Here is a 26973-nt window from a genome sequence, read left to right as displayed (position 1 = left end):
CAGACCATCGGCTGGTCGAGGCACCAGCCGTAGCCGGTCCACGAGGCGCACGCCCCGGAGCCGAGCCACCACCGCGCGGGTGAGAGGCCGGAGAGGTCCTGGGTGCGGTCGCGCAGGAGGCTGAGCGGTTGCGGCAGGGCGGCCGCTGCGCCCACCGCGGAGGCGGCCCCGCCGAGCAGCGCCGTGGCCGCCGCCGGATCGGCGCCGAGCAGCACCGTGCCGGCGAGTCCACCACCGGCGAGGGCGGTGAGGACGGCGGCGCCGGAGGCGGTCCGCGCCAACGCCCACCCCGCCCGCAGCCGCGGCTGGGTGACCAGCAGCGCCGCGAGGACGGCGGCGTTGCCCGCGCCGACGACGGCGTTGGACAGGATCTGCACGCGGTCGCCGGTGAGCAGACCGAAGGACAGCCAGCAGAGGTTGAGCGCGACGGCGAACCAGGCGCTGGTGGGTGAGAGGCCGAGGGTGCGGCGGTGCCGGCAGGAGAGCCAGACCTGGGGCCAGACGACGGCGATGCTGAGGGTGGCCGCGAGGATGCCGAGAGCGGCGGACATAGTGGAGCGGGGATCCGTTCGGAGTCGGTGCGAGGGGGTGGCCACCGGCGAGGAGCTGCGCGGAACCGGCTCGGGCGCGCTCGTCGGTGAGCGGCATCGGCGGGGAGCGGGGAGGTGGCCGGGGACATCATCGGCGTGATGCATTCGTGACCCGATCGTGACCGGCCGGTTCCTCTCTGTGACCCTCGTCGCCCCCGTCGCCGTCCTCCCCGCCGCGCGGCGGGCACCGGCTCCCTAGGCTGGGCGGCCGTGACGACGCCCACCGAGACCGTCCGCGCCGCCGCCGGTTACCTGCGGTCGTGGCTGGACGCCCAGGCGCGGCACCGGCGGGTGCCCGGGGTGCAGGCGGCCGTCCGCCACGGCGGCGAGCTGCTGCTGTCGGCGGCGCTCGGGGTCGCCGACGTCTCCACCGGCGCGCCGCTGACCCCTGCGCACCTGTTCCGCATCGCCTCGCACTCCAAGACGTTCACCGCGACCCTCGTGCTGCAGCTGGTCGAGGCCGGGCGGCTGCGGCTCGACGACCCGATCGGCGCGCACGTACCCGAGCTGGCGGCGGCCGGCTCCCCGGTGGCCCGGGCGACCGTCCGTGAGCTGCTCGGGCACCAGGCCGGGATCACGCGCGACGGCGCCGACGCCGACTTCTGGCAGCTGGAACACCCCTTCCCGGACCGGGCGGGGGTGATCGGGGCGGCGTTGCGGGCCGGTCCGGTGCACCGGCGCAACGAGCACTTCAAGTACTCCAACATCGGCTATGCGCTGGTGGGCCTGGCCATCGAGGCCGTCACCGGCACCTCCTACGCCGACGCCGTCCGCACCCGGATCGTCGAGCCGCTCGGCCTGACCCGGACCGGGGCCGACCTCGACGCGGCACGGACGGGCGAGTACGTCAGCGGGCACACCGGGCTGGTCCTCGGTGAGGACGTCCGCGACCCCCTCGGCCCCGTCGGCACCCGCGCCCTGGCGGCGGCGACCGGGTTCTACTCGACCGCCGAGGACCTCTCCCTCTTCGGGGCGGCGCACGTGCTCGGCGACGAGCGGTTGCTGACCGACGACTCGAAGCGGCTGATGCAGCGGCTGGAGTCGGTGGTCACCGCCTACGGGGCGGAGGTGGGCCGGTACGGGGTCGGCATGGTGCTGACCCCCGTGGGAGAGCGGCGCCTCGTCGGGCACAGCGGCGGCTTCCCCGGGCAGATCACGGTGACCTTCGTCGACCCGACCGACGGGCTGGTCGTCAGCGTGCTCACGAACGCGATCGACGGACCGGCCGAAGAGCTGGCGACCGGCCTGGTGAAGCTGGTCGACGTGGCGCTGCGCCCGCGCGCACAGGTGCCCGCCCCGCCGCCCGGCACCCCACCGCCGTCGTCGTTCACCGGCCGGTTCGCCGGCCTCTGGGGCGTGGTCGACGTCGCCGAGCTCGGGGGCCGGCTGGTGCTCGTCCGGCCGACGTACGCCGACCCCCTGCCGGGGGTCGAGGAGCTGGAGATCGTCGACGCAGACACCCTGCGGGTCGCCGCGCAGCCGGGGTTCGGCGCCGCCGGTGAGCTCGTCCCGCTGGAGCGGGACGCCGACGGCCGGGTGGTGTCGATGCGGCTCGGCGGGGTGACGAACCGGCCGGTCGAGGAGATCCGCCGCCGCCGCTCCGCCGTGACCGGCCGGCCGTCGGGACGCTAGGCGCTGAGCCCGCAGGACGTCGGCATGGCCCCCTGGCCGTCCCCGGTCACGCGGCAGGTGAAGGCGCGCCGCAGCCGAGGTGCCGGTGACCGCCGGCGCGCCTGCCCCGCGGGCGGAACGCGATCGGTCAGGGAGCCGCGCCGCTCGCCACGGTCGCGGCGGGGGGCGCCGCCCGGCCGGGCAGCAGCTCGGGCGGGGCGTCGTAGGCGCGGTGCACGGTGAGGTCGCGGCCGGTTCCGTACAGCCGCCCCTCGTAGGCCTTGACCGCCGCGACCAGGACGATGCTGACCACGACCAGCAGCGACCACGACCCCAGCTTGGCGGCGTGGACCAGGGTCCAGACCGACTCCTGGGACGGGTACTGCCAGGCCCGCAGGAGGGTGGCCGCGTTCTCGGCGACCCAGAGGAAGAAGCCGATGAGGACGAACGAGAGCGCCAGCGGCATGGCGTAGCGGCGCCGGCCGACGGTGAAGTGCACCCACGTGCGCCACGTGGCGGCGAGCAGGGCCGCGGCCAGCGGCAGCCGCACGTCCCAGATCGCGTGCGAGGTGAAGAAGTTGAGGTAGACGAGGGCAGCCACGGCCGCCGTCGTGCGGGCCCGGTAGTTGGTGATCCGCAGCTCGAACCGGCGCCAGGCCTGGCAGATGTAGCTGCCGACGGCGGCGTACATGAAGCCGCTGTAGAGCGGCACCCCGCCGATCGTCGCCACGCCGGTGTCGGGGTAGGACCACGACCCCTGGCGCACCTTGTAGAGCTCCAGCGCCAGGCCGACGAGGTGGAACCCGAAGATGACGGCGACCTCGCGGCCGGTCTCCCAGCGCACGAGCCAGAGCACCAGCGTGACGCCGAGCGACCAGATCAGGAGCGCGTCCGCGGGGTCGATCGGCAGCGGCACCAGCCGGACCAGCCCCAGCCCGAGGAAGAACAGCACCGCGAACAGGCAGCACTGCGCCTGGACCCAGCCGAACCGCAGCAGCTGCCTCACCCGCGGAAGGCTAGTGAACGACGCCCGCGATCCGGCGCTGCACCGCCGCCCCGGCGGGGGCCAGGCACAACGTCAGCACGACGGGCGTCGCCGCGGCAGGTCCCCACCGGTGGCCGCGCGCCTTGTGTCGCACGCCACTCACGCGTAGCGTCTCCGCCAGTAGAAGAACAGTGCATTCGTTTATCGAACGCCAGTGATCTGGAGCTCCCATGGCAGCCAAGCCCTTCGCCTCCTCCGCCGATCTAGGCGTCAAGGAGCAGACCCTCGAGGTGCTCGCCGACGGCGTGTACGCGTTGACCGCCGAGGGCGATCCGAACCTCGGCGCCATCGAAGGGGAGGACTTCCTCGTCTGCTTCGAGGCCCTGGCCACACCGGTGGCCGCCCGGCGGTGGCTGGCCAAGCTGCGCGAGCACACCGACAAGCCGGTCCGGTACCTGGTGCTCAGCCACTACCACGCGGTGCGCGTGCTGGGCGCCAGCGCCTTCGACGCCGAGGTGATCGTCAGCTCCGAGCAGACCAAGCGGCTGATCGAGGAGCGCGGCCAGCAGGACTGGGAGAGCGAGTACGGCCGCATGCCGCGCCTGTTCGAGGAGCCGGAGTCCATCCCCGGCCTGACCTGGCCCACGATGACCTTCCGCGACAAGCTCACCATCGAGCTGGGCGGCGACCGCGGCGAGCTCGTCCTGGAGTTCCTCGGCCGCGGCCACACCGAGGGCGACATCGTCGCCTGGCTGCCCAAGCAGGAGATCCTCTTCGCCGGCGACCTGGTCGAGTCGCAGGCAGCCCTCTACACGGGCGACGCGTTCCACTTCGACTGGGCCGCCGGCACCCTGGACCGGGTCAAGGCCCTCGGGGCCCGGCAGCTGGTCGGCGGCCGTGGCCGGATCGCCCGCGGTCGCGACGAGGTCGACGCCGCCGTGGAGCAGACCCGCGACTTCCTGCTCACCATGCAGCGCACCGTGGGCGACGTTCACCGAGCCGGCGGCACCCTGAAGCAGGCCTTCGAGGCCACCCACGCGGCGCTGGCCCCGAAGTACGGCCGGTGGCCGATCTTCGAGCACTGCCTGCCCTTCGACGTCTCCCGGCTGTGGGACGAGTTCTCCGGTGTCGAGCGCCCCGTCATCTGGACCGCCGAGCGCGACCGCGCCGTGTGGGACCAGCTCCAGGGCTGACCGGTCCCGGCTCCCCGAGGAGATCCCCATGACCACTCCCGTCCCCGGACCGCCGGTGCTGGTGCTGGGCGCCGGCCCGGTCGGCCAGACCGCCGCGCTCCTGCTCGCCCGCTGGGGTCTGCGCGTCGTCGTGCTCGACGCGCGGCCCGAGCGCGACCCGATCGGCAGCAAAGCGATCTGCCAGCAGCGTGACGTGCTCGACGTGTGGGACGCCGTCGGCGTCGGCGCCGAGATCGCCCGCCGGGGGGTGACCTGGACGACCGCCCGGACCTTCCACCGCGACGCCGAGCTGTTCTCCTTCACCTTCGCCGACCGTGGCCGATCCCCCTTCCCCCCGTTCGTCAACGTCTCGCAGTGCGAGACCGAGGCGCTGCTCGACGAGCGCATCGCCGCCTCGCCGCTGATCGACGTCCGGTGGGGCCACCGGGTGACCGGCCTGCACCAGGACGGCACCGGGGTGACGGTGACCTGCCGGACCGAGGACGGGGAGGTGCTCGTCACCGGCTCGCACGCCGTGGCCTGTCCCGGCCCGCGCGGCGACGCCCTGCGCTCGATGCTCGGGCTGACCTTCCCCGGGGAGTCGTTCGAGGACTCCTTCCTCATCTGCGACATCCGCACCGAGCTGCCCGGCTGGGAGACCGAGCGGCGGTTCTACTTCGACCCCGAGTGGAACCCCGGCCGGCAGGTCCTCATCCACCCCTGCCCGGATTCGACGTTCCGCATCGACTGGCAGGTGCCACCGGACTTCGACCTCGCCACCGAGGAGGCCTCGGGCGGGCTCGACCGGCGGATCCGCCAGGTCATCGGGGACCGGCCCTACGAGATCGTGTGGAAGTCGGTCTACCGCTTCCACTCCCGGGTGGTCGACCGCATGCGCGTCGGGCGGGTGCTGGTCGCCGGCGACGCGGCGCACCTGGTCTCCCCCTTCGGCGCGCGCGGGCTGAACTCGGGGGTCCTCGACGCCGAGAACGCCGCCTGGAAGATCGCCTTCGTCCGCCGTGGCTGGGCTCCGGAGGAGCTCCTGGAGAGCTACCACGACGAGCGGCACGCCGCGGCGGTGGAGAACATCGACGTCACCACGGCGACGATGCGCTTCCTCGTGCCCCGCGACGACGCCGAGGCCCGCCACCGGCTCGACGTGCTCGAGCGGGCGGCCGGTGACCCCGCGGCCCGCGCGCAGGTCGACTCCGGCCGGCTGGCCGAGCCCTTCTGGTACGTCGACTCGCCCCTCACCACCCCCGACCCGGCGCGCCCGTTCCCCGGCCGCCCGGCGCGCGGCGACGTCCCCGTCCCGGCGCCCGGGGTGCTCGTCCCCGACTGCCCGGTGACCGTGGCCGGCCGGCCCGACCTGGTCCGGCTGCGCCAGCTCGCACGGGCAGGCGTCACCGTCCTGCTCGGGGACGACGCCGACGCACCGGTGCTGCCCGATCTCGGCGATCTGCCGGTGAGGGTCCACCGCATGACCGACCTCGACCCCGGCGGCCTCCTGCGCGAGGCGCTCGGCGCCCACCCCGGCGAGGTGTGGGTGCTGCGCCCGGATGCCCACGTCGCCGCCGTGCTCACGGACCCGGCCCACCTCGGCACCGCGGTGGCCCGGCTGCTGGCCCGCCCGCTCCCCGCTCCCATTCCCGCCTGATCCCCGAAGGAGTACCCCATGGCGTTCTACCGGCAGGTGGGCCAGGTCCCGCCGAAGCGGCACACCCGGTTCCGCCGTCCCGACGGCGGCCTGTACTACGAGGAGCTGGTCGGCGAGGAGGGCTTCTCCTCGGACTCCTCGCTGCTCTACCACCGCGGCGTCCCGTCGGCCATCGTCGACGCCCGCCCCTGGGAGCTGCCCGACCAGACGCTGACCCCCAACGCTCCCCTGGTGCCCCGCCACCTGAAGCTGCACGACCTCTTCCCCGGCGAGGAGCACAAGGCCACCGATCCGGTCACCGGCCGCCGGCTGGTCCTCGGCAACGGTGACGTGCGGATCTCCTACGCCGTCTCCTCGGCGACCTCGCCGTACTACCGGAACGCCACCGGCGACGAGTGCGTCTACGTCGAGCGCGGCACCGCCACGGTGGAGACGGTGTTCGGCTCCCTCGACGTGGGACCGGGCGACTACGTGGTCCTCCCGCGGACCACCACCCACCGCTGGGTCCCGACCGGCGAGGAGCCGGTGCGCACCTACGCGATCGAGGCCAACAGCCACATCGCGCCGCCCAAGCGCTACCTCTCCCGCTACGGCCAGTTCCTCGAGCACGCCCCCTACTGCGAGCGCGACCTGCGTGGCCCCGCCGGGCCACTGCTGGCCGACGGCAGCGACGTCGAGGTCTACGTCAAGCACCGCGGTTCCGGGCCGGGGGGTCTCGCCGGCACGATCCACGTCGTCCCGGAGCACCCGTTCGACGTCGTGGGCTGGGACGGCTGCCTCTACCCCTACGTCTTCAACGTCGCCGACTTCGAGCCGATCACCGGCCGGGTGCACCAGCCGCCGCCGGTGCACCAGGTGTTCGAGGGTTCCAACTTCGTCATCTGCAACTTCGTGCCGCGGAAGGTGGACTACCACCCCGAGGCGGTGCCGGTGCCCTACTACCACTCCAACGTCGACTCCGACGAGGTCATGTTCTACGTCGACGGCGACTACGAGGCCCGCAAGGGGTCGGGCATCGGCAAGGGTTCGATCAGCCTGCACCCGGGCGGGCACAGCCACGGCCCGCAGCCCGGCGCCGTCGAGCGCTCCCTCGGTGTCGAGTTCTTCGACGAGCTCGCCGTCATGGTCGACACCTTCCGCCCGCTCGACCTCGGCGAGGGCGGCACCGCCGTCGACGACGGCAAGTACGCGTGGTCCTGGTCGGGACGGGGGCCGTCGGCGTGACGGCCCCGGTGCACACGCCCGCCCCGGCACCGGCGACGACGCCGCTGTTCGACGGCCTGTTCGACGACGCCGCGCTGTTCCCGCCCGGTGCGGCGCCGATGCCGGCGGCCGTTCCGCAGCACCGGGCGCTGCGGGAACGCCTCGGCGGACTGGTCGGGCCGTTCGTCGTCCCGGCGGCCCGGCTCGACGAGCTGGTGGCCGAGGTCGGCGACGGACCCGCCGTCGACGTCTCGCTGATCGCTGCGGCCGGTGACCTCCCGGCCGCCGCCGCCCGGGTCGCCGCCGAGCCGCGCCTGGCGCTGGCCGCCGTCGAGGTTCCGGTGGCGCCCGACGCCGCTGCCGCCACCGAGGCGCTGTGCGCCCTGGACGACGTCGTCCCCGAGGGGGTGCCCGCGGCGCTGGAGCTGCCGCGGACCGCCGCCCGCGACGCCGTCCTCGACGTGCTGGCCGGCACCCGCTACCGGGCCAAGCTGCGCACCGGTGGCGTGTCGGCGGAGCTGTTCCCCTCCTGCGCCGAGCTGGCCGACACCCTGCAGGCCTGCGTCACGCGGACCGTGCCGTTCAAGTGCACCGCCGGCCTGCACCACGCCGTGCGGCACACCGCCCCGGCGACCGGCTTCGCGCACCACGGCTTCCTCAACGTGCTGCTGGCCGTCTCCGCGCTGAGCTCGGGCGCCCCGGCAGCCGTGGCGGCGGACCGGCTCGGCGAGACCGACCCGGGCACGGTCGCCTCGGCCGTGCGCACGTGGCCGGCCGACCGCGTGCGCCGGGTGCGGTCGCTGTTCACCTCCTTCGGCACGTGCAGCGTGACCGAGCCCGTCGAGGACCTGGTGGCGCTCGGCCTGCTGCCCGCCCCGGAACGGACCCCGGCATGAGCGCCACCTGGTTGGAGCTCCCGGACGGCACGGGCTTCGGGCCGGAGAACCTGCCCTACGGCGCCTTCTCCACCGAGCCCGACGGCACGCGCCGGGTCGGTGTCGCCGTCGGCGACTCCGTGCTCGACGTCTCACGGCTGGACGTCCCCGCCGCCGAGGCCCTGGCCACCCCGACCCTCAACGCGCTGATGGCGCGGGGCCGGGAGACCTGGGACGCACTGCGCAGCCGGCTGCAGGAGCTGCTCGCGGACCCGGCGCACCGGGCCGCCGTCGAGCCGCACCTGCTGCCGCGCGCCGAGGTGACGCTGCACCTGCCGTTCGACGTCGCCGACTACGTCGACTTCTACAGCTCCCAGCACCACGCGGAGAACCTCGGCCGGATGTTCCGGCCGGACTCGCCGCCGCTGACCCCCAACTGGAAGCACCTGCCCATCGGCTACCACGGCCGGGCCGGGACGGTACAGGTCTCCGGCACCCCGGTCGTGCGGCCCAGCGGGCAGCGCAAGGCCCCGACCGACGAGGGACCCACGTTCGGGGCCTCGCAGCGGCTCGACATCGAGGCGGAGGTCGGGTTCGTCGTCGGCACCCCCTCCGAGCTCGGTCGGCCGGTGCCGCTGGGCGCCTTCCCGGAGCACGTCTTCGGCGTCTGCCTGGTCAACGACTGGTCGGCACGGGACCTGCAGGCGTGGGAGTACGTGCCCCTGGGGCCGTTCCTCGGCAAGTCCTTCCTCACCTCGGTCTCGCCGTGGGTCATCCCCCTCGCCGCGCTGGAGGCGGCCCGCGTCTCCCCACCCCCGCGCGATCCGCGGCCGCTCCCCTACCTGGACGACACGGCGGAGGAGCGCTGGGGACTGGACATCGCCATCGAGGTGCGGCTCAACGGTCAGCTGGTGTCCTGCCCGCCGTTCGGCCTCATGTACTGGACCGCCGCCCAGCAGCTGGCGCACATGACGGTCAACGGCGCGAGCCTGCGCACCGGCGACCTGTTCGCCTCGGGCACCGTCTCCGGCCCAGCCGAGGACCAGCGCGGTTCGTTCATCGAGTTGTCCTGGGGCGGGAAGGCGCCGGTGCAGCTGGCCGATGGCACCAGCCGCACCTTCCTCGAGGACGGCGACGTCGTCACCCTCACCGCCACCGCGCCGGGAACCGGTGGTCGCCGGATCTCCCTCGGCGAGGTCACCGGCCGGGTCGAACCCGCGCCCGCGCCGTGAGCACCACCGTCCCGACCGCCGGCGTTCCCGCCGGCGGCCCGTTCCGCACCGCGTGCTGGCCCTCGTCCACGTCCTGGGCGGCGTCCTCCCCGCCGACGTGCTCTCCGTCGTGGCCGGGGGGCGGGAGATCGGGGCCCGCCTGTCCAGCCACCCCGACGTCGACAAGCTGATGTTCACCGGATCGACCGCCACCGAGCAGTCGATCATCAAGAGCTCGGCGGAGACGGTGTAGCGGCTGGCCCTCCAGCTCGGCGGCAACGACGCCGGCATCGTGCTGCCCGACGTCGACCCCCGCGCCATCGCCGAGGGCCTGTTCTGGGGCGCGTTCATCAACACCGGGCAGACCTGCGCCGCGCTCAAGCGGCTCTACGTCCACACCGACGTCTACGGCGAGGTCGTCGCCGCGCTGGTCGACGTGGCGAAGGCGATGCCCATGGGCCGGGGCCTGGACGAGCAGAACGTGCTGGGCCCGCTGCAGAACCGCGCGCAGTACGACGTCGTCGCCCGGCTGGTCGAGGCTGCGCGGGACTCCGGCGCGACGGTGCTCCTCGGTGGGGACCCCGACCCCGACGCGGCCGGGTACTTCTACCCGACCACGATCGTCACCGACGTGGACGACGACAACCCGCTGGTGGCGGAGGAGCAGTTCGGTCCTGCCCTGCCGATCATCCGGTACGAGGACGTCGACCAGGCGGTGGCGATGGCCAACCGGCTCGACGTCGGCCTGGGCGCGTCGGTGTGGAGCAGCGACCGGGCAGCGGCGCGCGCCGTGGCGGCGCGGCTGCAGGCCGGCACCGTCTGGATCAACTCGCACGGCACCGTGCACCCGATGATCCCCTTCGGCGGGGTCAAGAAGTCCGGCTACGGGCTCGAGTTCGGGGCGGAGGGGCTGAAGGCGGTCGCGGTTCCGCAGGTCATCAACGGCTGAGCCCGGTCCCGGTTCGCGCCTGCCCCGGCATCCCTCTCGGATGCCGGGGCAGCGCCGGTGTGCGCGGGCTACCGGAGCGCGGCGCCGACCTTCCCGGCCGCCTCGACGACGGCCCGCCCGATCCGGACCACGTCGGCGGTGTCGTCGACGAAGACCACGGCCAGCGCCGCGCGCTGCCCACCGTCGGGGCCCACCACGGGGGCGGCGATCGATCGCAGGCCGGGGATGACCTCGCCGTGCGAGGAGGCCCAGCCGACCCGTCGGGCCTCCCGGAGCGCGTCGCGGTCGTCGGGGGTGGGGGGCTCGGGCATCAGCAGCGCCAGTCCGGGCGCTCCCCTGCCGACGGGGTGGCGTGTGCCCGGCCGGTACACCACGTGCGCGGACGCGTCCTGCGGCTCGACGCTGGCCACTGTGACCGCCTCCTCGCCGGTCCGGACGACGAGGAAAGCGGTCATGGCGAGCTCTGCCACGAGGGCGTTCAGCCGCGGCAGGGCGGCGGTCTGGAGGTCGCTGCGCACACCGCGCGCCAGGCCGGCCATCCCCAGCCCCAGCCAGTACCGGCCGACCGCGTCGCGCTCGACGAGCTGGTGGTCCTCGAGCGTCCGGAGCAGGCGGTACGTGATCGACCGGTGCAGACCGAGCGCCTGCCCGATGTCGGCGATCGGCTGGGGACTGCCGGTGGCAGCCAGGTGCTCGAGGATGCGGATGCCGCGGTCGAGCGTCTGTGACTGCGGCGCGCTCGCGCCCTCGCCGTCCGACATCGTCGTCCTTCCGAGCGTGATCGGTACCGCCACCAGCCTACGGTCGCCCCGCCGCGTCGACCGGGACCCCGGCCCGGGCACCGCTCGCCGGCAGGGCCGCCGCGCGTCTCCGGTGGCGTCGTCCCGGGGCGAGCGCTGGCATGCTCTTCGTGGTCGGCCAATGACGGAAGGTGAGCAGTGGGGTTCTTCGACAGGTTTCGCAAGCACAAGTCGGCGCCCGGACTCGGGACACCCTCGCTACCGGCCCAGCTCCACGCCCCCACGGCACGGCAGCCACTCGCCCCCACCCCCATGGGCTCCGGGCCCGCACCGGGGTTCGCGGTCATCGACGTCGAGACGACCGGGCTGTCGGCCGACAACCACCGCATCCTGGAAATGGCCATCGTCCGCACTGACTCCGGCGGCCGGGTGCTGGACGAGTGGGTGTGCCGGTTCGACCCCGAGGGTCCTGTCGGGGCCACCCACATCCACGGCATCCGTGACGCCGACGTGGTCGGTGCACCGCGGTTCGCCGACGTGCTGCCAGGTATCAGCGCCCGGCTCGCCGGAGCAGCGATCGCAGGGCACAACGTCACCTTCGACCTGGCCTTCCTGCGCACCGAGTACGCCCGCGCCGGCTGGGCACTGCCGCACCTACCCGCTGCCTGCACCCTCGACCACAGCTGGGACCACCTGCCGAACCTCAACCGGCGACGTCTGGCCGACTGCTGCGACGCCCTCGGCATCTCGCTGCACAGCGCTCACTCCGCCCTCCACGACGCCCGGGCGACCGCCCGACTGCTGGCCACCTACCTGGACCCGGCCTTCGGCCGGCCGCCGCGCCGCGACCTGCTCGACCTTCCCCACCAGGGCTGGGCCGTGACCTGGCCGACCGCACCGGGTGGTGTGCGCCCCCCGGCTGCGACCGTGCCTCACCAAGCGCAGCGCAGGATCGCAACGTGGGCCGCCACGCCGCCGGCGCCGCCGCTGGTCACGCTGCTCGAGGACTTCCGTCTCGCCGATGCCCTCGACGAAGGCGCCCCCGAAGGCGCGCTGCCCTACCTGGAGCTGCTCGCCGAGGTGCTTGAAGACGGCGTCCTCACCGACGACGAGCGGGCGGCGCTGGTCGACGTGGCCTCCATCTACGACCTCGACGGCGACGCCATCAACGCCGCTCACCGCGGTTTCCTGCTCGCGCTCGCCCACCTGGCCCTCGACGACGGCAAGGTGAGCCGGGCGGAGAAGGCCGAGCTGACCGTGACGGCCGAGCTGCTCGGCGTGCCGACGAAGCTGGTCACCGCCACCCTCGACGCCGCCGAGGCCGCCCGCCACGAGCGGCTGTCCGCCGGGCTGCGCCCGCTGCCCGCCGACTGGGCGCTCGGCGAACCGCTGCGGGTCGGCGACAAGGTTGCCTTCACCGGCTGCGACTGGACGGTGCGCGAGCGGCTCGAGAAGCGCGCCGAGGAACTTGGTGTGCGGGTGATGAACAACGTCTCGTCCCGCACCGCGCTCCTGGTCACCGACGGCAGCTTCGCCGGCGGTAAGACCGAGGAGGCCGCCGGCCGCGGCACGCGGTGCGTCCACCCCGACGAGTTCGCGACGTTGCTCGAGCACCTGCAGCCCGCGGTCAAGAAGGCGCCGGCCTCGCTCTCGCGGCAGCGCGCAGCGGCACACGGAAGTGCTGACGCGGCTGCGCCTGCGGGGCCGGCCATCGTGCCGGCGATGCACGTGGCCATCTCGCCCGCAGCGGTGCGGGCCTGGGCCCGCGCGAACGGCCACGAGGTCGGGGAACGGGGCCGGCTGCCTGCGGACCTGACGGAGGCCTACCGCCGGGCACACGAAGCGACCAGCCAGGCCTGACTGCTGGCCGCCGCGTCAGTTCGTGCGGCGACACTTCTTCCGGACGGGCCTGCGCGGCCAGCGCCTCGTGCGTCCGGCAGGTCACCTGCGACATCACTGGGTCGATCACGCCCACTGTCCGTCACTCAGGTGCGGGGTCCTTCGCTGTGCCGCGAGCGTGAGACGGTGAGGAACAGCCGGTGCGCCACGATGACCATCGTCAGCCAGGCCAGGCCGAGCGTCCAGGCCATGAGCACGTCGGTGAGCCAATGATGACCGAGGTAGACCCGCGACAGCCCCATCGCCACCGCGAAGAGCGCCGCCGCGACCATCGTCGCCGCGCGTACCCATGCCGTCCGCTGGTGCCGTACGAGCAGGTAGGCGATGAGCCCGGCGATCACGATGGAGTTGAGCGCGTGTCCGCTCGGGAACGCCGCTGAGCTCTCGTAGGGCGGGACCGCCTCCAGCAGCGGTGGACGGCTGCGCCCGACGGCGGCCTTGCCTACCACCGTCATGGTCACCGAGCCGATCGTCGCGGCGACCATGAGCACCACGGGTGTCCACTGTCGCCAGGCGACTGTCATCGCCAGCACAGCCCCGGTGGCCAGCAGTGGCATGCCCACCTTGCCGCCGAGGTCGGTGAAGGCGGTGACGGCGTCGTTGAGCGGGTCGTTGCGTAAGGACAGCGCCGCCTCGAGCACCGGACGGTCCAGCCCGGCCGCTCCATCCGCGTCGCTCACCGACTCGTAGATCTCGGCGCTGACCATCGTCAGAGCGGTCACGGCCAACCCGGCGACGGCCAGCGTTGCCACCAACGCCGCGTGGGGGCCCAGCCGCACGGCCAGCCAGTGCGCCAGCACCACGAGCAGCCGACCGGCGCGTGTGCGCCAGACAGTGAGGTCGAGGTGGCCGACGTGCTGGTTGCCGGGCGGTTCCGAGGAGGGGGGCATCGTCACTCCCTGCCCGGTCCGGCGCTGGAAGACTCTCGACCCGGGAGGATGCCTCGGTCGACCTCCAGACGAGCGCCAGCACGTCGACGAGTAGACGAGTCGCGCGTTCGGCCAGGGACAGGTCGGGGTCGGCGTACAACCCCTCCGTGGACCCCGATCCCTTGTCCACGTCGATGTTCTCGCTGTCCCGCTCGGTCTCCGCCAGGGACCGCAACCTGGGTTCTCCCCATGCCGCACCGGCCGTACACGACCCCGTTGTCGCGACCGAAGAGTGCGCTCACCAGCGCACCGGTCTCGCCGTACGTGTTGACGACATGGCGCTCGTCGTAGACGCGTTCGGCCCGCTTCTCGACATCCTGCAGGGCCCGGAGCAGGTCGCCGATCTCCACGGCAGACGCTCCTCATGGGCAGGGTCACGGGCAGCGGCAGAACGCCGCGCTCCGGCTGGGACCGCACGACACCGACGGACGTGAGGTCCCAGCCGTGTGGCCGCGGCGAGGAAATGTCCCGCTGGCCAAGTCCGGGACATTGCTGTCCGAACTCGGGACATTGCTGACCTTGTCAGCGGGACATTTCCTGGCCTTTCACCTCAGCTGCAGCCGCTGGTGGAACCGCAGCCTTCGCAGACGTAGCAGCTGCCGGCCGGGCGCATCTTCGTGCCGCAGGTCATGCACAGCGGCGCGTCGGTGGCGGTGCCGGTGACCAGCTCGAGGAGCTCGGCCGAGGAGTGCGCCTCCTTGACCGACTTCGGGCCCTCCGGGGTGACCTTCTCCTCCGTCGTGGCGGTCTCGATCGGCGCGGAGCCGCGCAGCTGCTCCAGGTCGACCTCCTCCTCCTGCACGGTGGCCGTCGACGCCGAGGCGCCGTAGCCGGAGACCTGCGCCGCGCGCTCCTCGGCGGTGAAGATGCCGAGGTTGGCGCGCTTCTCCACCGGCAGGTGGTCCAGCGCCAGGCGACGGAAGATGTAGTCCATCACCGACTGGGCGATCCGGATGTCCGGGTCGTCGGTCATGCCGGCCGGCTCGAAGCGCATGTTGGTGAACTTCTGGATGTAGGTCTCCAGCGGCACACCGTGCTGCAGCGCCAGGGAGATGCCGATCGAGAAGGCGTCCATGACACCGGCCAGGGTCGAGCCCTGCTTGCCGAGCTTCAGGAACACCTCACCGAGGCTGCCGTCCTCGTACATGCCCGCGGTCATGTAGCCCTCGGCACCGGCGACGCTGAACGAGGTGGTGACGCTGGTCCGCTTCTTCGGCAGCCGCTTGCGCACCGGATGCGACAGCGCACTGGGAGCAGCCGCCTCGACCTTGACCTCGTCCTTGGTGCCGTCGTTCTTCCCCTTGCCACCGGACAGCGGCTGACCGACCTTGCAGTTGTCGCGGTAGATGGCCAGCGCCTTGAGGCCCATCTTCCAGCCCTGGAAGTAGATCGTCTCGACGTCCTCGACGGTCGCCGTCTCCGGCATGTTGACCGTCTTGCTGATCGCGCCGGAGATGAACGGCTGGACGGCGGCCATCATGCGCACGTGGCCCATCGGGGAGATGGCCCGCTCGCCCATGGCGCAGTCGAAGACCTCGTAGTGCTCCGGGCGCAGGGTTGGCGCGTCCACGACGTGGCCGTGCTCGGCGATGTACTCGACGATCGCCTCGATCTGCTCCTCCTGGTAGCCCAGGCTGCGCAGTGCCCGCGGCACCGTCTGGTTGACGATCTGCATGGAGCCGCCGCCGACCAGCTTCTTGAACTTGACCAGCGAGAAGTCCGGCTCGATGCCGGTCGTGTCGCAGTCCATCATGAAGCCGATCGTGCCGGTGGGCGCCAGCACCGAGGCCTGGGCGTTGCGCCAGCCGTTCTCGGCGCCGATCTCCAGGCACTCCTGCCACTGCTGGGTGGCAACCTTCAGCACGTCGGCGTCGTCGGCGCCGACCGGGCGGATGGCGTCGTTGGCCGCGGCGTGCTTGCGCATGACCCGGGCGTGGGCGTCGGCGTTGCGGGCGAAGCCCTCGTAGGCGCCGACGATGCCGGCGAGCTCGGCCGAGCGCCGGTAGGCGGTGCCGGTCATCAGCGAGGTGATCGCCGCGGCCAGCGTCTGGCCACCGCGCGAGTCGTAGGCGTGGCCGGTCGCCATGAGCAGCGCGCCCAGGTTGGCGTAGCCGATGCCCAGCTGCCGGTAGGCGCGGGTGGTCTCGCCGATCGGCTCGGTCGGGAAGTCGGCGAAGCAGATCGAGATGTCCATCGCGGTGATGACCAGCTCGACGGCCTTCACGAAGCTCTTGGCGTCGAACGTGCCGTCGTCCTTGAGGAACTTCATGAGGTTCAGCGACGCCAGGTTGCACGAGCTGTTGTCCAGGCTCATGTACTCCGAGCACGGGTTGGACGCGTTGATGCGGCCGGTCTCGGGGTTGGTGTGCCAGTCGTTGATCGTGTCGTCGTACTGGATGCCCGGGTCGGCGCACTCCCAGGCCGCCTGGGTGACCTTGCGGAACAGGGTCTTGGCGTCGACGGTCTCGATGACCGATCCGTCGAGGCGCGCCCGCAGGCCGAACTCGTCGCCCTCCTCGACCGCACGCATGAACTCGTCGGAGACGCGGACCGAGTTGTTGGCGTTCTGGTACTGGACGCTGGTGATGTCCTTGCCGCCCAGGTCCATGTCGTACCCGGCGTCGCGCAGCGCGCGGATCTTGTCCTCCTCGCGCGCCTTGGTCTCGATGAACTCCTCGATGTCGGGGTGGTCGATGTCGAGGACGACCATCTTCGCCGCGCGGCGGGTGGCGCCACCGGACTTGATCGTCCCGGCAGATGCGTCCGCGCCGCGCATGAAGCTGACCGGGCCGGAGGCGGTGCCGCCGGAGGAGAGCAGCTCCTTGGAGGAGCGGATGCGGGAGAGGTTCAGGCCGGCACCGGAGCCGCCCTTGAAGATCAGGCCCTCCTCGCGGTACCAGTTCAGGATCGAGTCCATCTCGTCGTCGACGGCGAGGATGAAGCAGGCGCTGACCTGCTGCGGCGCGCTCGTGCCGACGTTGAACCAGACGGGCGAGTTGAAGCTGAAGTACTGGTGCAGCAGCATCCAGGTCAGCTCGTGCTCGAAGACCTCGGCGTCGCCCTCGGTGGCGAAGTAGCCGTGCTCGCGGCCGGCCTCGGTGTAGGTGAGCACCACGCGGTCGATGAGCTGACGCAGGCTGGTCTCGCGCTGGGGGGTGCCGACCGCGCCGCGGAAGTACTTCGTGGTGACGATGTTGGTGGCGTTGATGCTCCACTCGGCCGGGAACTCGACACCGCGCTGCTCGAAGTTGATCGAGCCGTCCCGCCAGTTGGTCATGACGACGTCACGACGCTCCCAGGTCACCTCGTCGTACGGGTGGACACCAGCGGTGGTGAAGACACGCTTGATCTTGAGGCCCTTGGCCCGGCTGGGAGTCTTGGCGCTGCGGCGGGTGCGGGCGCCGGCCACGCGGTCGTCGGTCTCGGTCATGGTGTGGAGCTCTCCCTGGTCGTGTGTCGCGTGGTGCTTCGCGGGGCTGCGCGGTGGGGCTGCGCGGTGTCGGATCGGGGGCTGGGGAAGAGCCGCGATCGGTAACTGCTCGAACTGCTGTCTATCGGGTGGCACCGACAGTTCTCAGGTGCCGGCGCCCGTGCCGGACGGGACGGGTCGCCGGGGTTCGGGCGGGCCCGCCTCCCCCGGCGGTGCGGCGGGCTGCCGGGCCTTCAGCTCGGCGATCTCCCGCTCGAAGTCGGCCACCGAGGTGAAGGAGCGGTAGACGCTGGCGAACCGGAGGTAGGCCACCTCGTCCAGCTCGCGCAGCGGGCCGAGGATGGCCAGGCCGACCTCGTGGCTCGGCACCTCCGCCGCGCCGCTGGCGCGGATGCTGTCCTCCACCTGCTGGGCGAGGAGCTTGAGCTGGTCCTCGTCGACGGGCCGGCCCTGGCAGGCCCGCCGGACGCCGGCCACCACCTTGCTGCGGTTGAACGGCTCGCTGACGCCGTTGCGCTTGACGACGGCGAGCACCGCCTCCTCGACGGTGGTGAACCGCCGCCCGCACGCGGGACAGGAACGACGACGCCGGGTGGTGGCGCCCTCGTCGGCCTCCCGCGAGTCGATGACCCGGCTGTCGGCGTTGTGGCAGAACGGGCAACGCACGGTGGTTCACCTCCCTTCGCGCCGCGCCCGCCACCGGCCGGCTGTGCAACCCCCTGGGGACATCCGGTGGATGCGCCGGGGACAACCTGAGGACCAGCCTGTGGACAGGCTTACAGCTCTGTAACTACTAGATGTAGGGGAACCCTAGGACGGCCCACACAAGATGTGCAAGTGATCCTTCCGTCGGCGTGTTCCACCCCGACACGGCCGTGCGCAGGTGGAACAGCGGTCCCCAGCTGTCACAGGACACGCCGCGACGACGCGCCGAAACCTCGCCCCCGGGCCCCACCCGGACAGGGGCGACCGCGGCGCTCCGCTGCCGCCCCGGCCCCCCGCGGGAACGACCGAGGGGCGCTCGGCTCGACGAGGCTGTGCGCCGATGCGCGGTTCTGGCCCCCAGGGCGGCGCATCGGCGCACACCCTTCGGCGCAGGAGGCGCCCACCGCCCGACCGGCGGCCCGGCGGGCACACGACAGCAGTGCCGAGCCCCCGCGGGCGGGCCCAGCCAGGACCGCCGAACGACGATCAGGCGCTGACCGAGCCGCCCACCCGGGGCCGCCGCGAGTGCGGGATCTGGTCGCTCAGCCGCATCGGTCGGGTCAGGAGATCCTGCTCGAGGTCGGCCGGCGGGGCCCAGCCCCCCGCGGCGGAGCCGGTCTCGACCGGGCTCGCAGCGCGGGCCGCAGGCACCGACCAGCCACCGCCCCGCGGCCGCTCGTCACGGGCTGGGGACGGCGCACCCGGCGCGCTCTCGACGACGGCCGGGAAGAGCTCGGTGTCGGCGGCGCGGTGCCGGCCCACGACCGGGCCGGGCGCAGTGGTCGGAGCGCGGTGCCGACCCGGGGAAGGAACCGGCACCGAGGACGCCGGCGCGCCCCGCGCGGCGTCGCTCTCCGGCGCTCGCCGGCGACCGCCCGACCGGTGGGAGCCGGCCCGCGGCTCGCGGCTGTCGCGCACCAGCGGCAGGCTGGCGGTCGCCTCCACGTCGGTCGACGGACCCTGCTGGAGCGGTGCCACCGACGGCGGGGCGGGCATCGCCTGCGTCACCGGGGGCGCGTCGACGACCGGCGGCTCCGGAAGCCGCAGGTCCGCCAGCTCGGTCCAGAGCGTCTCCTCCACGCCGTCGACGACGACCCGCACCCACATCTGGCACGCGCCGGAATCGTCGTGCCGCCACCCCAGCAGCTCCCCCGCGCACCAGGCACCCGCCTGGTGCACCTCGACGGCCTGGGGACGAGTGGCGAACACCGCGGCGCGGTTCTCCATGACGCTGGACACGGGCGAACCGTATGTGGCCGACGAGCACGCACGGTGAACGCGCCTGCACTGAGGGTTGACGAAGTCGCAGGGTCGCCTTGTGAACACCTTGCCGTCACGCGCTCGCGCCGAGCCCGCAGGGACGTCAGGGCAGCACGAGGACCTGACCTGGGGTGATCGCTGCGGTGTCGAGCCCGTTCAGCCGCTGGATGTCGACGACGACGTCGCGGACGTCGCGCCCGTCGGCGGCCGCACCGGCGATCGACCAGAGCGTGTCGCCCGGCTCGACGATCACCTTCGTCGTCCCCATGAGCTCCAACCCGCCACCTGCCTCCCCGAGGACCGCCTCGCCGACGGCGAGCGCACCCACGGCGAGCAGGAGGGCGAGGACCACCAGCAGACGGCGACCGCGCGCGGTCAACCGGAGCGGTGGCGGCTCCACCCGTGCCCGACCACCACGGGCGGGCGGTCGCTCCGCGGCGGCCCGCAGGTCGTTCGCGCCCGCGAGAGCCGGCGCGGGCCGGGGCCCGGCCGTCTCCGCGTAGGAGCGAGGCGGCGGGAGCACCCGGAGGTGCCGGGCGGGTGGCGGACCGGCACACCGCTCCCCCGGGCCGACCGGCACCTCTCCACGGACCTGTAGTGCCGCGCTGCTCGTCATGTGTTCAGCCCTCCTGGCCGGCACCCGCCGGACCCGAACGTGTGTTCGATTCGAACGCCTGTCCGATGTCTACCGGATGGGGCCGACAGAAGTGGTGCGACACGGGAAAGTTTCGAACACCTGTTTGAAGTGGTCGGCGATCGGCGCTACCGTTCCCCCGACGACGAGGGTCGAGAGCTGCGCGGGGCAGCCGGCGAGGAGGAGACGTGGCGGACTCGAGCAGGACGTCCGGCAACCGGGGCGGCACCGCGGGCGCGACCCCGGGGGCGGCGGACGGTTCGGCGTCGGTGCGGGCCTTTCCCGACCGCGCGGCCGATGGGGACGGGCTGACCCAGCGGCAGCGGCGGGTCCTCGAGGTGATCCGCGACTCGATCGACCGGCGGGGCTACCCCCCGTCGGTGCGCGAGATCGGTGAGGCCGTGGGGCTGTCCTCGGCGTCCTCGGTCGCGCACCAGCTCGCGGTGCTGCAGAAGAAGGGCTGGCTGCGGCGCGACCCCAACCGGCCGCGCGCCTTGGACGTGCGACTGCCCGGGGATGCCGGCCGGCCCAGCGCCGCACAGGTCGAGCCGCCCGTGCTCGGCGACGGAGTGCAGGCAGCCGCGCCCGCCTACGTCCCGCTCGTCGGCCGGATCGCCGCCGGTGGTCCGGTGCTCGCCGAGCAGGCGGTGGAGGACGTCTTCCCGCTGCCGCGCGAGCTGGTCGGCGAGGGAACCGTCTTCATGCTGAAGGTGGCCGGCGACTCGATGGTCGAGGCCGCCATCTGTGACGGCGACTGGGTCGTCGTCCGCCAGCAGCCGACCGCCGAGAACGGCGAGATCGTGGCGGCGATGATCGACGGCGAGGCGACGGTGAAGACGTACAAGCGCCGGGACGGTCACGTGTGGCTGCTGCCGCACAACCCGGCCTACGAGCCGATCCCCGGCGACGAGGCGACGATCCTCGGGCGGGTGGTGTCGGTCCTGCGTCGCGTCTGACCCTCAGGGTCGGCGGCGCAACCTGCCGCCCAGCCAGACCACGACGGTGGCGACGGTGGCGGCGATCAGGGCCGCGGCGATGGGTGAACGGTCCGAGCGGGTGAGCTCGGCGAACGACGGCAGCGGATCACCTTCGGGGGGCGCGCTCGCGGCGGCGGCCCCGGTCGGCAGCGGAACCACGGTGACGGCGCTGGGCAGGCCTTCGCTGGCGACCACCAGCGCCCGGCTGTCGGCGGCGAAGCTGATGGCTTCGCCCTGCGGCGACTCGGGGAGCGCCACCCGCACCGGTTCGCCGGCCAGCGCACCGGGCACGTCCGAGCCGGCCAGCGGCCACACGTAGGCGTCCGTGTAGGTGCGCAGCGCCAGTGCGCTCCCGTCGCCCGCGACCGCTCCTCCGGTGACCAGCAGCTGCCCCGCTCGGCCCACGGGGCCGCCCGGAGTTCCGGTGAGGGTGACGTTGACCGTGCCCACCCGCTCCATCGGCACCGTGCCGCCGTCCACGAGCGCGGCGGTGGGCCGGTAGACCCCGCTGGAGCCGAGCACCTCCTTGGTCACGAGGTACGGCGTTCCGTCCGGAGCCAGGAGCAGCGCCTCGGCGTCGTGCGCGCCGTCGGGGTAGGTCAGCCGGTGCAGCGCCGTCGTGCCGTCGGGCCGCAGCACGTGCAGCGCCACGGTCGGGCGGACGGCGCCGTTGTCGCCGATGTCGGCCACCCACACGCTCCCGTCGGGCGCCACCCCGAGGTCCTCGGGGTCGAACGGGTCGGCCGTCCCGGTCTGGACGTCGACCACCGCGCACGAGGAGTCCAGGCCGTGGACCGCGACCTGCTCGCCGCCGTCGTTGAGGGCGAGCATCTGATCCCCCACGACCACCAGGCCGGAGAGCTCGGCGAGTCGCGGGTCGGTGATGGCGCAGCGGACCTCCGGCGCCGCCTCTTCCGCCGACGCCGGAGCGGGGACGAGCACGGCCAGGGCGCCGGTCAGGGCGCTCGCGACGGCGAGCCGCCGCCGCCGGGCGCGGCTAGGGATTCGCTCGGCCTGCTCGGGCACGTACCCAGCGTGACAGAACCATAGCGTCCAGTGCATGAACCACGCCCAGGAGCACGATCCCGACGGCGGCTCCCACGACCGCGTCGGTGACCCAGTGGAAGTCCAGCGAGACCATCGCCACGCCGGTGGCCACCGGCCCGACGACGCTCAGCCACCAGAAGGTCCGCTGGACCGCCGGCGGGAGCCCGTACTCGACGGCCTGCCAGCGGGCCACCCCCCACATGAGCACCGCGTTGGCGACGTGCCCTGAGGGGAAGGAGGCACCGTCGGGGTGGAAGAAGTAGGAACCGGGGAACGCCGGCGCGGTGCGCCCGACCCCGTGCTTGATCGCGTAGACCCCGGCGGTCAGCACTCCGAGAGCCAGCACCACGCGGACGGCAGGCAGCCAGGTGCCGCGCCGCCAGATCAGGTAGCCGACCAGGCCGGCGAGCACGACCAGGATGGTCACGCGCCCCCCGAGCTGGGTGACCACCCACACCGCCGGGTATCCCGGCGTGTCCCGCAGGCCCCAGTCGCTCACGATCTCGGACACCCGGAGGTCCAGCCGCTCGGACGGGCCGTGGGCGAGCAGGTCGGCGGTGATGAGCAGCGTGACCAGCAGAGCCGCGGCGACCAGCCACCACGGCGGCCGGCCGACGGGGACCACGGGCGCAGCCCGCGGTGCCTCCGTCGCCTGCACGGCTCCCCTGGTCACGCCGCCACGGTACCGGGCCGTGACCGGATCGTGATCAGCGCAGGCCGACCGATCCCGCTCAGCCGACCGGGACCGCGAACTCCTCGAGCACCGCCGCGAGAGCGCCGTCGACCCGGGCGGTCAGGCGGGTCCCGCCGGCCTCGTGCACCTCGCCGAGCACCTCGCCGTCACGGTGCACGCGGGACACCAGGTCCCCCCGGTCGTAGGGCACCAGCACGTCGACGTCGACGTCCGGGTGCGGCAGCCGCTCGGCCACGAGCCGGCGCAGCGCGTCCATGCCGGCGCCGGTCCGCGCCGACACCCAGACGGCGCCCGGCAGGGCCTGGCGGAGCGTGAGGATGTCCTCCTCGCTCATCGCGTCGACCTTGTTGACGACGATCACCTCGGGGACCGCCGACGCGTCGATCTCGTTCAGCACGACGTGGACGGCGTCGATCTGGCCCAGCGGGTCGGGGTCGGAGCCGTCGACGACGTGCAGCAGCAGATCGGCCGCGGCGACCTCCTCCAGGGTGGAGCGGAACGCGTCCACGAGCTGGTGCGGCAGGTGGCGCACGAAGCCGACGGTGTCGGTCAGCGTGTACTCCCGGCCGTCCGGCGACTCCGCCCGGCGGACCGTCGGGTCCAGGGTGGCGAACAGCGCGTTCTCCACGAGCACGCCGGCGCCCGTGAGCTGGTTGAGCAGGCTGGACTTGCCGGCGTTCGTGTACCCGGCGATGGCCACGCTCGGCACCGCGTTGCGGCCGCGGCTGGACCGCTGCGTGGCCCGCGCGGTGGCCATACCGGCGATCTCGCGACGCAGCTTGCTCACCCGGGCGCGGATACGCCGCCGGTCGGTCTCGATCTTCGTCTCACCAGGACCGCGGGTACCGATACCGCCACCACCGGCGACGCGGCCACCGGCCTGGCGGGAGAGCGACTCACCCCAGCCGCGCAGGCGCGGCAGCATGTACTGCATCTGCGCCAGCTCGACCTGGGCCTTGCCCTCCCGGCTGGTGGCGTGCTGGGCGAAGATGTCGAGGATCAGCGCCGTCCGGTCGACGACCTTCACCTTGAGCACCTTCTCCAGCTGGTTGAGCTGGCCAGGGGTGAGCTCACCGTCGCAGATGACGGTGTCGGCGCCGGTCGCGGCGACGATGTCGCGGATCTCGTTGGCCTTGCCCGAGCCGACGTAGGTGGCGGCGTCGGGCTTGTCGCGCCGCTGGCTGACCGCCTCGAGCACCTGCGAGCCCGCCGTCTCGGCCAGGGCGGCCAGCTCGGCCAGCGAGCGGTCGGCGTCGGCCTGGGTGCCCTCGGTCCAGACGCCGACGAGCACGACCCGCTCGAGTCGCAGCTGCCGGTACTCGACCTCGGTGACGTCGGCGAGTTCGGTGGAGAGGCCGGCCACCCGGCGCAGGGCACCGCGCGCCTCGAGCGCGTAGGAGCCGGTGGTGTCGTCGGCCTCGTCCCACTGCCCGGCGGGCGCGGGGCGGGTGTCGTCGAGGTCGGCCTGCTCGTCGACGGGCAGGGCATCGGGGGCGGTCGTCATCGTGTCCAGCGTGGCACGGTCCTGCGTGGAAAGCACCTGAGATGTCATCGCCCGGTACAACGCATCGCCGCCCCCGATGCATCCCGATCGGCGGCAGGGGTAGGGCCTGCGGGACGAACGCGACGCACGGAGGAGGAACCGATGAGCGAGAGCGGATCGAGCCGACTGGGTTCGAACAGCGAGCTGGACGACCCGGGCCGGGACCCCGAGGGCATCGGCGGCCCGCCGCGCAACCCGATGGGCGCAGGGGCGGACCAGGACAGCGGCCGGGGGGCGCCACCCACCCCTCCGGCCACCGGCGACGACGACGCGATGGTCCCCGTGCCGCCCGACGACGACCGCCGCTGACGCCTCAGGCCCGGAGCCACTCCGGGCACAGCGTGCCGGCCGACACCAGGACGGCCGGACCGCTGAGGACCGTCGTCCCGGGGGTCACCTGCACCGACAGGCGGCCCCCGGGGACGTCCACGACGACCGTGCCCTCGTCGGCGCCCGCCGCTCGCAGGGCCGCGTAGGCCGCCGCGCAGGCGCCGGTGCCGCACGACCGCGTCTCGCCCACCCCGCGTTCGCTGACCCGCAGCCGCACGTGGGCACCCGGCTCGAGGACGTTCACCAGCTCGACGTTGACGCCCTCCGGGAACAGCGCCGGGTCGAACGCCGGAGTGCCGGTCAGGTCCAGCTGCTCGACGGGCACGTCGGTCAGGCAGGCCAGGTGGGGGTTGCCCATGCTGACGGCGAGGCCGGCGAAGGCCCGGCCGTCGAGCTGCGCCTCGCCCTCGCCGAACGGGCGGGCGGGGCCCATGTCGACCCAGTAGCCGCCGTCGGCACCGGCTCCCACCCGTCGCGGCCCACCGCGGGTACCGACGAGCAGGCCGTCGGCGCAGTCGCCGCGGTCGACCAGCCCCTCGCTGATCAGCGCGTGCAGGAACAGCCGGATTCCGTTGCCGCACATCTCCGCGTACGAGCCGTCGGCGTTGCGGTGGTCCATGAACCACTCGCAGCGGCCGAGGTCGTTCCCGAGCACCGCCGCCGCATCCGGGACGTGCGCGCTGCGCACCAGCCGCAGCACGCCGTCGCCCCCCAGGCCGGCCCGCCGTTCGCACAGCCGCCGCACCATGGCGGCGTCCAGGCGGTCACCGGCCCACACGGTGCCGTCGGGGTCGGGCAGCACCACGAAGTCGTTCTCGGTGCCGTGCCCGATGAGCACGCGCGGCGCGGAGGTCACGACCCGATCCTAGGCGCGGTGATCACCGCGACGGCGGCGTCGGCCAGGTCGGGCCGCGCGGCGTCCAACCACGTCGTGGTGGCGTCCCGGCGGAACCAGGAGCGCTGCCGGCGCACGAACCGGCGGGTGGTGGTGACCGTGCGCTCGCGGGCCTCCTCGGCCGACAGCGCGCCGTCGAACTGCGCCAGCACCTGGGCGTAGCCGAGGGCGCGGGAGGCCGTCGGTCCTTCGCGGAGCCCGTCGGCGGCCAGCGCCGCCACCTCGTCCACGAAGCCCGCGGCCCACATCCGGTCGACCCGGACGGCGATCCGTTCGTCGAGCTCGGCCGGCTCGCGGTCCAGCCCCAGCACCACCGCCGGGTAGTGCGGGCGCGGCTCGGGGAGCTCGGCGCGGAACGGCCCGCCGGTCAGCTCGATCACCTCCAGCGCGCGCACGATCCGCCGGCCGTTGCTCGGCAGGACGACCGCGGCGGCCGCGGGGTCGAGCGCGGCGAGCCGGGCGTGCAGCGCGGCCGGACCGACGTCCGCGAGCTCGCCCTCCAGCCGGGCGCGGACCACCGGGTCGGTGCCCGGGAACTCGAGCTCGTCGAGGACCGCGCGCACGTACAGCCCCGAGCCGCCGACGAGCAACGGCACGGTGCCGGCGGCCCGCAGCCGGTCGATCTCGGCCCGCGCCCGCCGGCGGTACTCGGCCACCGATGCCGGTTCGCGCACGTGCCACAGGTCGAGCAGGTGGTGCGGCACCCCGCCGCGCTCGGCGAGGTCGGGCTTGGCGGTGCCGATGTCCATGCCGCGGTAGAGCTGCATCGAGTCGGCGTTCACCACCTCCCCGCCCAGCCGCCGGGCCAGCTCGACGGCGAGCGCGGTCTTCCCGGCCGCCGTCGGCCCGACGATCGCGACCACCGGCGGCGGGGTCGGGGCCGCTGGTTCGCTGCCGCCGGGCGCTCCGCTCACGCCACCACCCAGTCGGCGACCGGGTAGCCCACCCCGAACGGCGCCGCGTCGTGCCGCAGCCGCGCGGTGACGTGCCGGCCCGCCAGCGCGGCTCCCACCGCCCGCCAGACCGGTACGCCGGCGGCCAGGAGCCGCTCCTCCGCTGCCGGGTCGAGCGCGGCCAGCCCGGCGGCGTCCCCCACCGCCAGGGCGGTGGCGACGGCGGCGTCGAAGGGCTCCGCCGCCGGGTCCAGGTAGCCGGGCGCCTTGACCGTGCGCCGGGCCGAACCGTCGCCCATCACGAGCACGGCCACCGGAGGCGGCAGGTCCCGCAGCAGCTGCCCGAGGTCGGCCGGCCCGACCCCGATACGGGTGCCGGCGAACGACGCCTGGTCGAGCAACCAGGCGCCGACGGTGTGCGCCAGCGGGAGCCGGAGACCACCCGGGCGCAACCAGCCGTCGAAGGGCAGCTCGAGGTCGACGCCGAACCCGCGGAGGTCACCGCCGTCGCCGGGCCCGAACCGTTCCCCCGGCGCCGCGCCCGCCCCCACGACGACCACCACCTCCGGCGCTGCACCGAGCAACGCGGTCACCGCATCCGCGCAGGCCGACCGCAGCGTGGCGGTTTCCGGCGAGGGCCGCCCCTCCACCGCCGGCAGCAGCAGCGGCGGGCACGGGCAGAAGGCGACGGCGGCCGACGGGCGGGGTGTCCGGGCCGGGACGCCGCCGGGATGGGAGGTCACC

Annotated in this window: 22 protein-coding genes and 2 pseudogenes; 10 read left to right on the top strand and 14 right to left on the bottom strand. The window is 73.6% G+C overall.

All coding sequences use genetic code 11. From position 1 onward, the window contains the following. Positions 1-8: 8 nt before the first annotated feature. Positions 9-551 (bottom strand): annotated as a pseudogene (locus tag ACI79S_RS13880) (SemiSWEET transporter); the annotation flags it as partial. 249 nt (positions 552-800) lie between these two features. On the opposite strand from ACI79S_RS13880, the gene ACI79S_RS13875 reads away from it, so the two are divergent. After that, on the top strand, positions 801-2222 hold the full coding sequence (locus ACI79S_RS13875) for a serine hydrolase domain-containing protein (protein ID WP_456594025.1): 1422 nt from the start codon (positions 801-803) through the stop codon (positions 2220-2222). 127 nt (positions 2223-2349) lie between these two features. Here ACI79S_RS13875 and ACI79S_RS13870 read toward each other — a convergent pair whose 3' ends face one another. Next, complete coding sequence (locus ACI79S_RS13870) at positions 2350-3207, bottom strand: DUF817 domain-containing protein (RefSeq protein WP_456594024.1); 858 nt, start codon at positions 3205-3207, stop codon at positions 2350-2352. A gap of 209 nt (positions 3208-3416) precedes the next feature. Between ACI79S_RS13870 and ACI79S_RS13865 the strand changes: the two genes are divergently transcribed. The 6 genes and pseudogenes from ACI79S_RS13865 to ACI79S_RS13840 all read left to right on the top strand — a co-directional run bounded on the left by ACI79S_RS13865 (position 3417) and on the right by ACI79S_RS13840 (position 10253). Then, positions 3417-4379: an MBL fold metallo-hydrolase gene (locus ACI79S_RS13865; RefSeq protein ID WP_456594023.1), complete on the top strand. Its 963-nt coding sequence runs from the start codon at positions 3417-3419 to the stop codon at positions 4377-4379. A 28-nt stretch (positions 4380-4407) separates the two neighbouring features. Continuing rightward, a complete protein-coding gene (locus tag ACI79S_RS13860) occupies positions 4408-6015 on the top strand; it encodes an FAD-dependent monooxygenase (RefSeq protein ID WP_456594022.1) in 1608 nt (535 codons plus the stop codon). 18 nt (positions 6016-6033) lie between these two features. Continuing rightward, positions 6034-7239: a cupin domain-containing protein gene (locus tag ACI79S_RS13855; RefSeq protein WP_456594021.1), complete on the top strand. Its 1206-nt coding sequence runs from the start codon at positions 6034-6036 to the stop codon at positions 7237-7239. Then, entirely contained in the window at positions 7236-8114 is an 879-nt protein-coding gene (locus tag ACI79S_RS13850) for a hypothetical protein (protein WP_456594020.1), read from the top strand. The genes ACI79S_RS13855 and ACI79S_RS13850 overlap by 4 nt, the downstream gene beginning before the upstream one ends. After that, positions 8111-9325 (top strand): fumarylacetoacetase, encoded by a 1215-nt coding sequence (fahA, locus tag ACI79S_RS13845; RefSeq protein ID WP_456594019.1) that lies wholly within the window; start codon positions 8111-8113, stop codon positions 9323-9325. Before ACI79S_RS13850 ends, fahA begins: the two co-directional genes overlap by 4 nt. Continuing rightward, a pseudogene (locus ACI79S_RS13840) lies at positions 9264-10253 on the top strand (aldehyde dehydrogenase family protein). The gene fahA and the pseudogene ACI79S_RS13840 overlap by 62 nt, the downstream one beginning before the upstream one ends. A 68-nt stretch (positions 10254-10321) precedes the next feature. Here the strand turns inward: ACI79S_RS13840 and ACI79S_RS13835 are convergent. Beyond that, a complete protein-coding gene (locus ACI79S_RS13835; RefSeq protein ID WP_456594018.1) occupies positions 10322-11047 on the bottom strand; it encodes an IclR family transcriptional regulator in 726 nt (241 codons plus the stop codon). Positions 11048-11305: 258 nt separating this feature from the next. On the opposite strand from ACI79S_RS13835, the gene ACI79S_RS13830 reads away from it, so the two are divergent. After that, complete coding sequence (locus ACI79S_RS13830; protein ID WP_456594017.1) at positions 11306-12853, top strand: exonuclease domain-containing protein; 1548 nt, start codon at positions 11306-11308, stop codon at positions 12851-12853. Positions 12854-12978: 125 nt separating this feature from the next. Here ACI79S_RS13830 and ACI79S_RS13825 read toward each other — a convergent pair whose 3' ends face one another. The 5 genes from ACI79S_RS13825 to ACI79S_RS13805 all read right to left on the bottom strand — a co-directional run bounded on the left by ACI79S_RS13825 (position 12979) and on the right by ACI79S_RS13805 (position 19616). Continuing rightward, positions 12979-13782 carry a phosphatase PAP2 family protein gene (locus ACI79S_RS13825; protein ID WP_456594016.1) on the bottom strand — a complete coding sequence of 268 codons (804 nt, stop codon included), beginning with the start codon at positions 13780-13782 and terminating at the stop codon, positions 12979-12981. Between the two features lie 589 nt (positions 13783-14371). Then, positions 14372-17251, bottom strand: coding sequence for a vitamin B12-dependent ribonucleotide reductase (locus tag ACI79S_RS13820; protein WP_456594015.1), 2880 nt, complete (start codon positions 17249-17251; stop codon positions 14372-14374). Between the two features lie 144 nt (positions 17252-17395). After that, complete coding sequence (gene nrdR, locus ACI79S_RS13815) at positions 17396-17917, bottom strand: transcriptional regulator NrdR (RefSeq protein ID WP_456594014.1); 522 nt, start codon at positions 17915-17917, stop codon at positions 17396-17398. A gap of 525 nt (positions 17918-18442) precedes the next feature. Then, positions 18443-19195, bottom strand: a complete 753-nt coding sequence (locus ACI79S_RS13810; RefSeq protein WP_456594013.1) for a hypothetical protein — start codon at positions 19193-19195, stop codon at positions 18443-18445. Positions 19196-19319: 124 nt separating this feature from the next. After that, positions 19320-19616, bottom strand: a complete 297-nt coding sequence (locus ACI79S_RS13805) for a LysM peptidoglycan-binding domain-containing protein (RefSeq protein WP_456594012.1) — start codon at positions 19614-19616, stop codon at positions 19320-19322. 422 nt (positions 19617-20038) lie between these two features. Here ACI79S_RS13805 and lexA point away from each other — a divergent pair, with 422 nt between their 5' ends. Then, entirely contained in the window at positions 20039-20806 is a 768-nt protein-coding gene (gene lexA, locus ACI79S_RS13800) for a transcriptional repressor LexA (protein ID WP_456594011.1), read from the top strand. A gap of 3 nt (positions 20807-20809) precedes the next feature. Here lexA and ACI79S_RS13795 read toward each other — a convergent pair whose 3' ends face one another. From ACI79S_RS13795 to hflX, 3 genes are read right to left on the bottom strand one after another with little or no spacing between them, the layout of a single operon-like run. Beyond that, positions 20810-21853, bottom strand: a complete 1044-nt coding sequence (locus tag ACI79S_RS13795; protein ID WP_456594010.1) for a hypothetical protein — start codon at positions 21851-21853, stop codon at positions 20810-20812. Continuing rightward, positions 21825-22547, bottom strand: coding sequence for a phosphatase PAP2 family protein (locus ACI79S_RS13790; RefSeq protein WP_456594009.1), 723 nt, complete (start codon positions 22545-22547; stop codon positions 21825-21827). Before ACI79S_RS13790 ends, ACI79S_RS13795 begins: the two co-directional genes overlap by 29 nt. 58 nt (positions 22548-22605) lie before the next feature. Next, positions 22606-24072 carry a GTPase HflX gene (hflX, locus tag ACI79S_RS13785; protein WP_456594008.1) on the bottom strand — a complete coding sequence of 489 codons (1467 nt, stop codon included), beginning with the start codon at positions 24070-24072 and terminating at the stop codon, positions 22606-22608. A gap of 141 nt (positions 24073-24213) precedes the next feature. Here hflX and ACI79S_RS13780 point away from each other — a divergent pair, with 141 nt between their 5' ends. Then, positions 24214-24420, top strand: coding sequence for a hypothetical protein (locus ACI79S_RS13780; RefSeq protein WP_456594007.1), 207 nt, complete (start codon positions 24214-24216; stop codon positions 24418-24420). Between the two features lie 4 nt (positions 24421-24424). Here ACI79S_RS13780 and dapF read toward each other — a convergent pair whose 3' ends face one another. From dapF to ACI79S_RS13765, 3 genes are read right to left on the bottom strand one after another with little or no spacing between them, the layout of a single operon-like run. Then, complete coding sequence (gene dapF, locus ACI79S_RS13775) at positions 24425-25297, bottom strand: diaminopimelate epimerase (RefSeq protein ID WP_456594006.1); 873 nt, start codon at positions 25295-25297, stop codon at positions 24425-24427. After that, complete coding sequence (miaA, locus tag ACI79S_RS13770; RefSeq protein WP_456594005.1) at positions 25294-26250, bottom strand: tRNA (adenosine(37)-N6)-dimethylallyltransferase MiaA; 957 nt, start codon at positions 26248-26250, stop codon at positions 25294-25296. The genes dapF and miaA overlap by 4 nt, the downstream gene beginning before the upstream one ends. Beyond that, the gene (locus ACI79S_RS13765) at positions 26247-26972 is read right to left on the bottom strand and encodes a hypothetical protein (RefSeq protein ID WP_456594004.1); all 726 of its coding nucleotides are present in this window, start codon (positions 26970-26972) and stop codon (positions 26247-26249) included. Before ACI79S_RS13765 ends, miaA begins: the two co-directional genes overlap by 4 nt. Position 26973 lies beyond the last annotated feature (1 nt).

It is taken from the genome of Blastococcus sp. SYSU DS1024 (genome assembly GCF_054050795.1).
The sequence above is the reverse complement of the archived record's forward strand: the minus strand, read 5'-3'. Positions and strand labels throughout refer to the sequence as shown.

What these genes read in the sequence shown, in the direction of transcription:
- ACI79S_RS13865 (WP_456594023.1), top strand. Translation starts at nt 3,417, where the DNA reads ATGGCAGCCAAGCCCTTCGCCTCCTCCGCCGATCTAGGCGTCAAGGAG.
- ACI79S_RS13860 (WP_456594022.1), top strand. Translation starts at nt 4,408, where the DNA reads ATGACCACTCCCGTCCCCGGACCGCCGGTGCTGGTGCTGGGCGCCGGC.
- ACI79S_RS13855 (WP_456594021.1), top strand. Translation starts at nt 6,034, where the DNA reads ATGGCGTTCTACCGGCAGGTGGGCCAGGTCCCGCCGAAGCGGCACACC.
- fahA (WP_456594019.1), top strand. Translation starts at nt 8,111, where the DNA reads ATGAGCGCCACCTGGTTGGAGCTCCCGGACGGCACGGGCTTCGGGCCG.
- ACI79S_RS13830 (WP_456594017.1), top strand. Translation starts at nt 11,306, where the DNA reads ATGGGCTCCGGGCCCGCACCGGGGTTCGCGGTCATCGACGTCGAGACG.
- ACI79S_RS13825 (WP_456594016.1), bottom strand. Translation starts at nt 13,782, where the DNA reads ATGCCCCCCTCCTCGGAACCGCCCGGCAACCAGCACGTCGGCCACCTC.
- ACI79S_RS13820 (WP_456594015.1), bottom strand. Translation starts at nt 17,251, where the DNA reads ATGACCGAGACCGACGACCGCGTGGCCGGCGCCCGCACCCGCCGCAGC.
- hflX (WP_456594008.1), bottom strand. Translation starts at nt 24,072, where the DNA reads ATGACGACCGCCCCCGATGCCCTGCCCGTCGACGAGCAGGCCGACCTC.
- ACI79S_RS13780 (WP_456594007.1), top strand. Translation starts at nt 24,214, where the DNA reads ATGAGCGAGAGCGGATCGAGCCGACTGGGTTCGAACAGCGAGCTGGAC.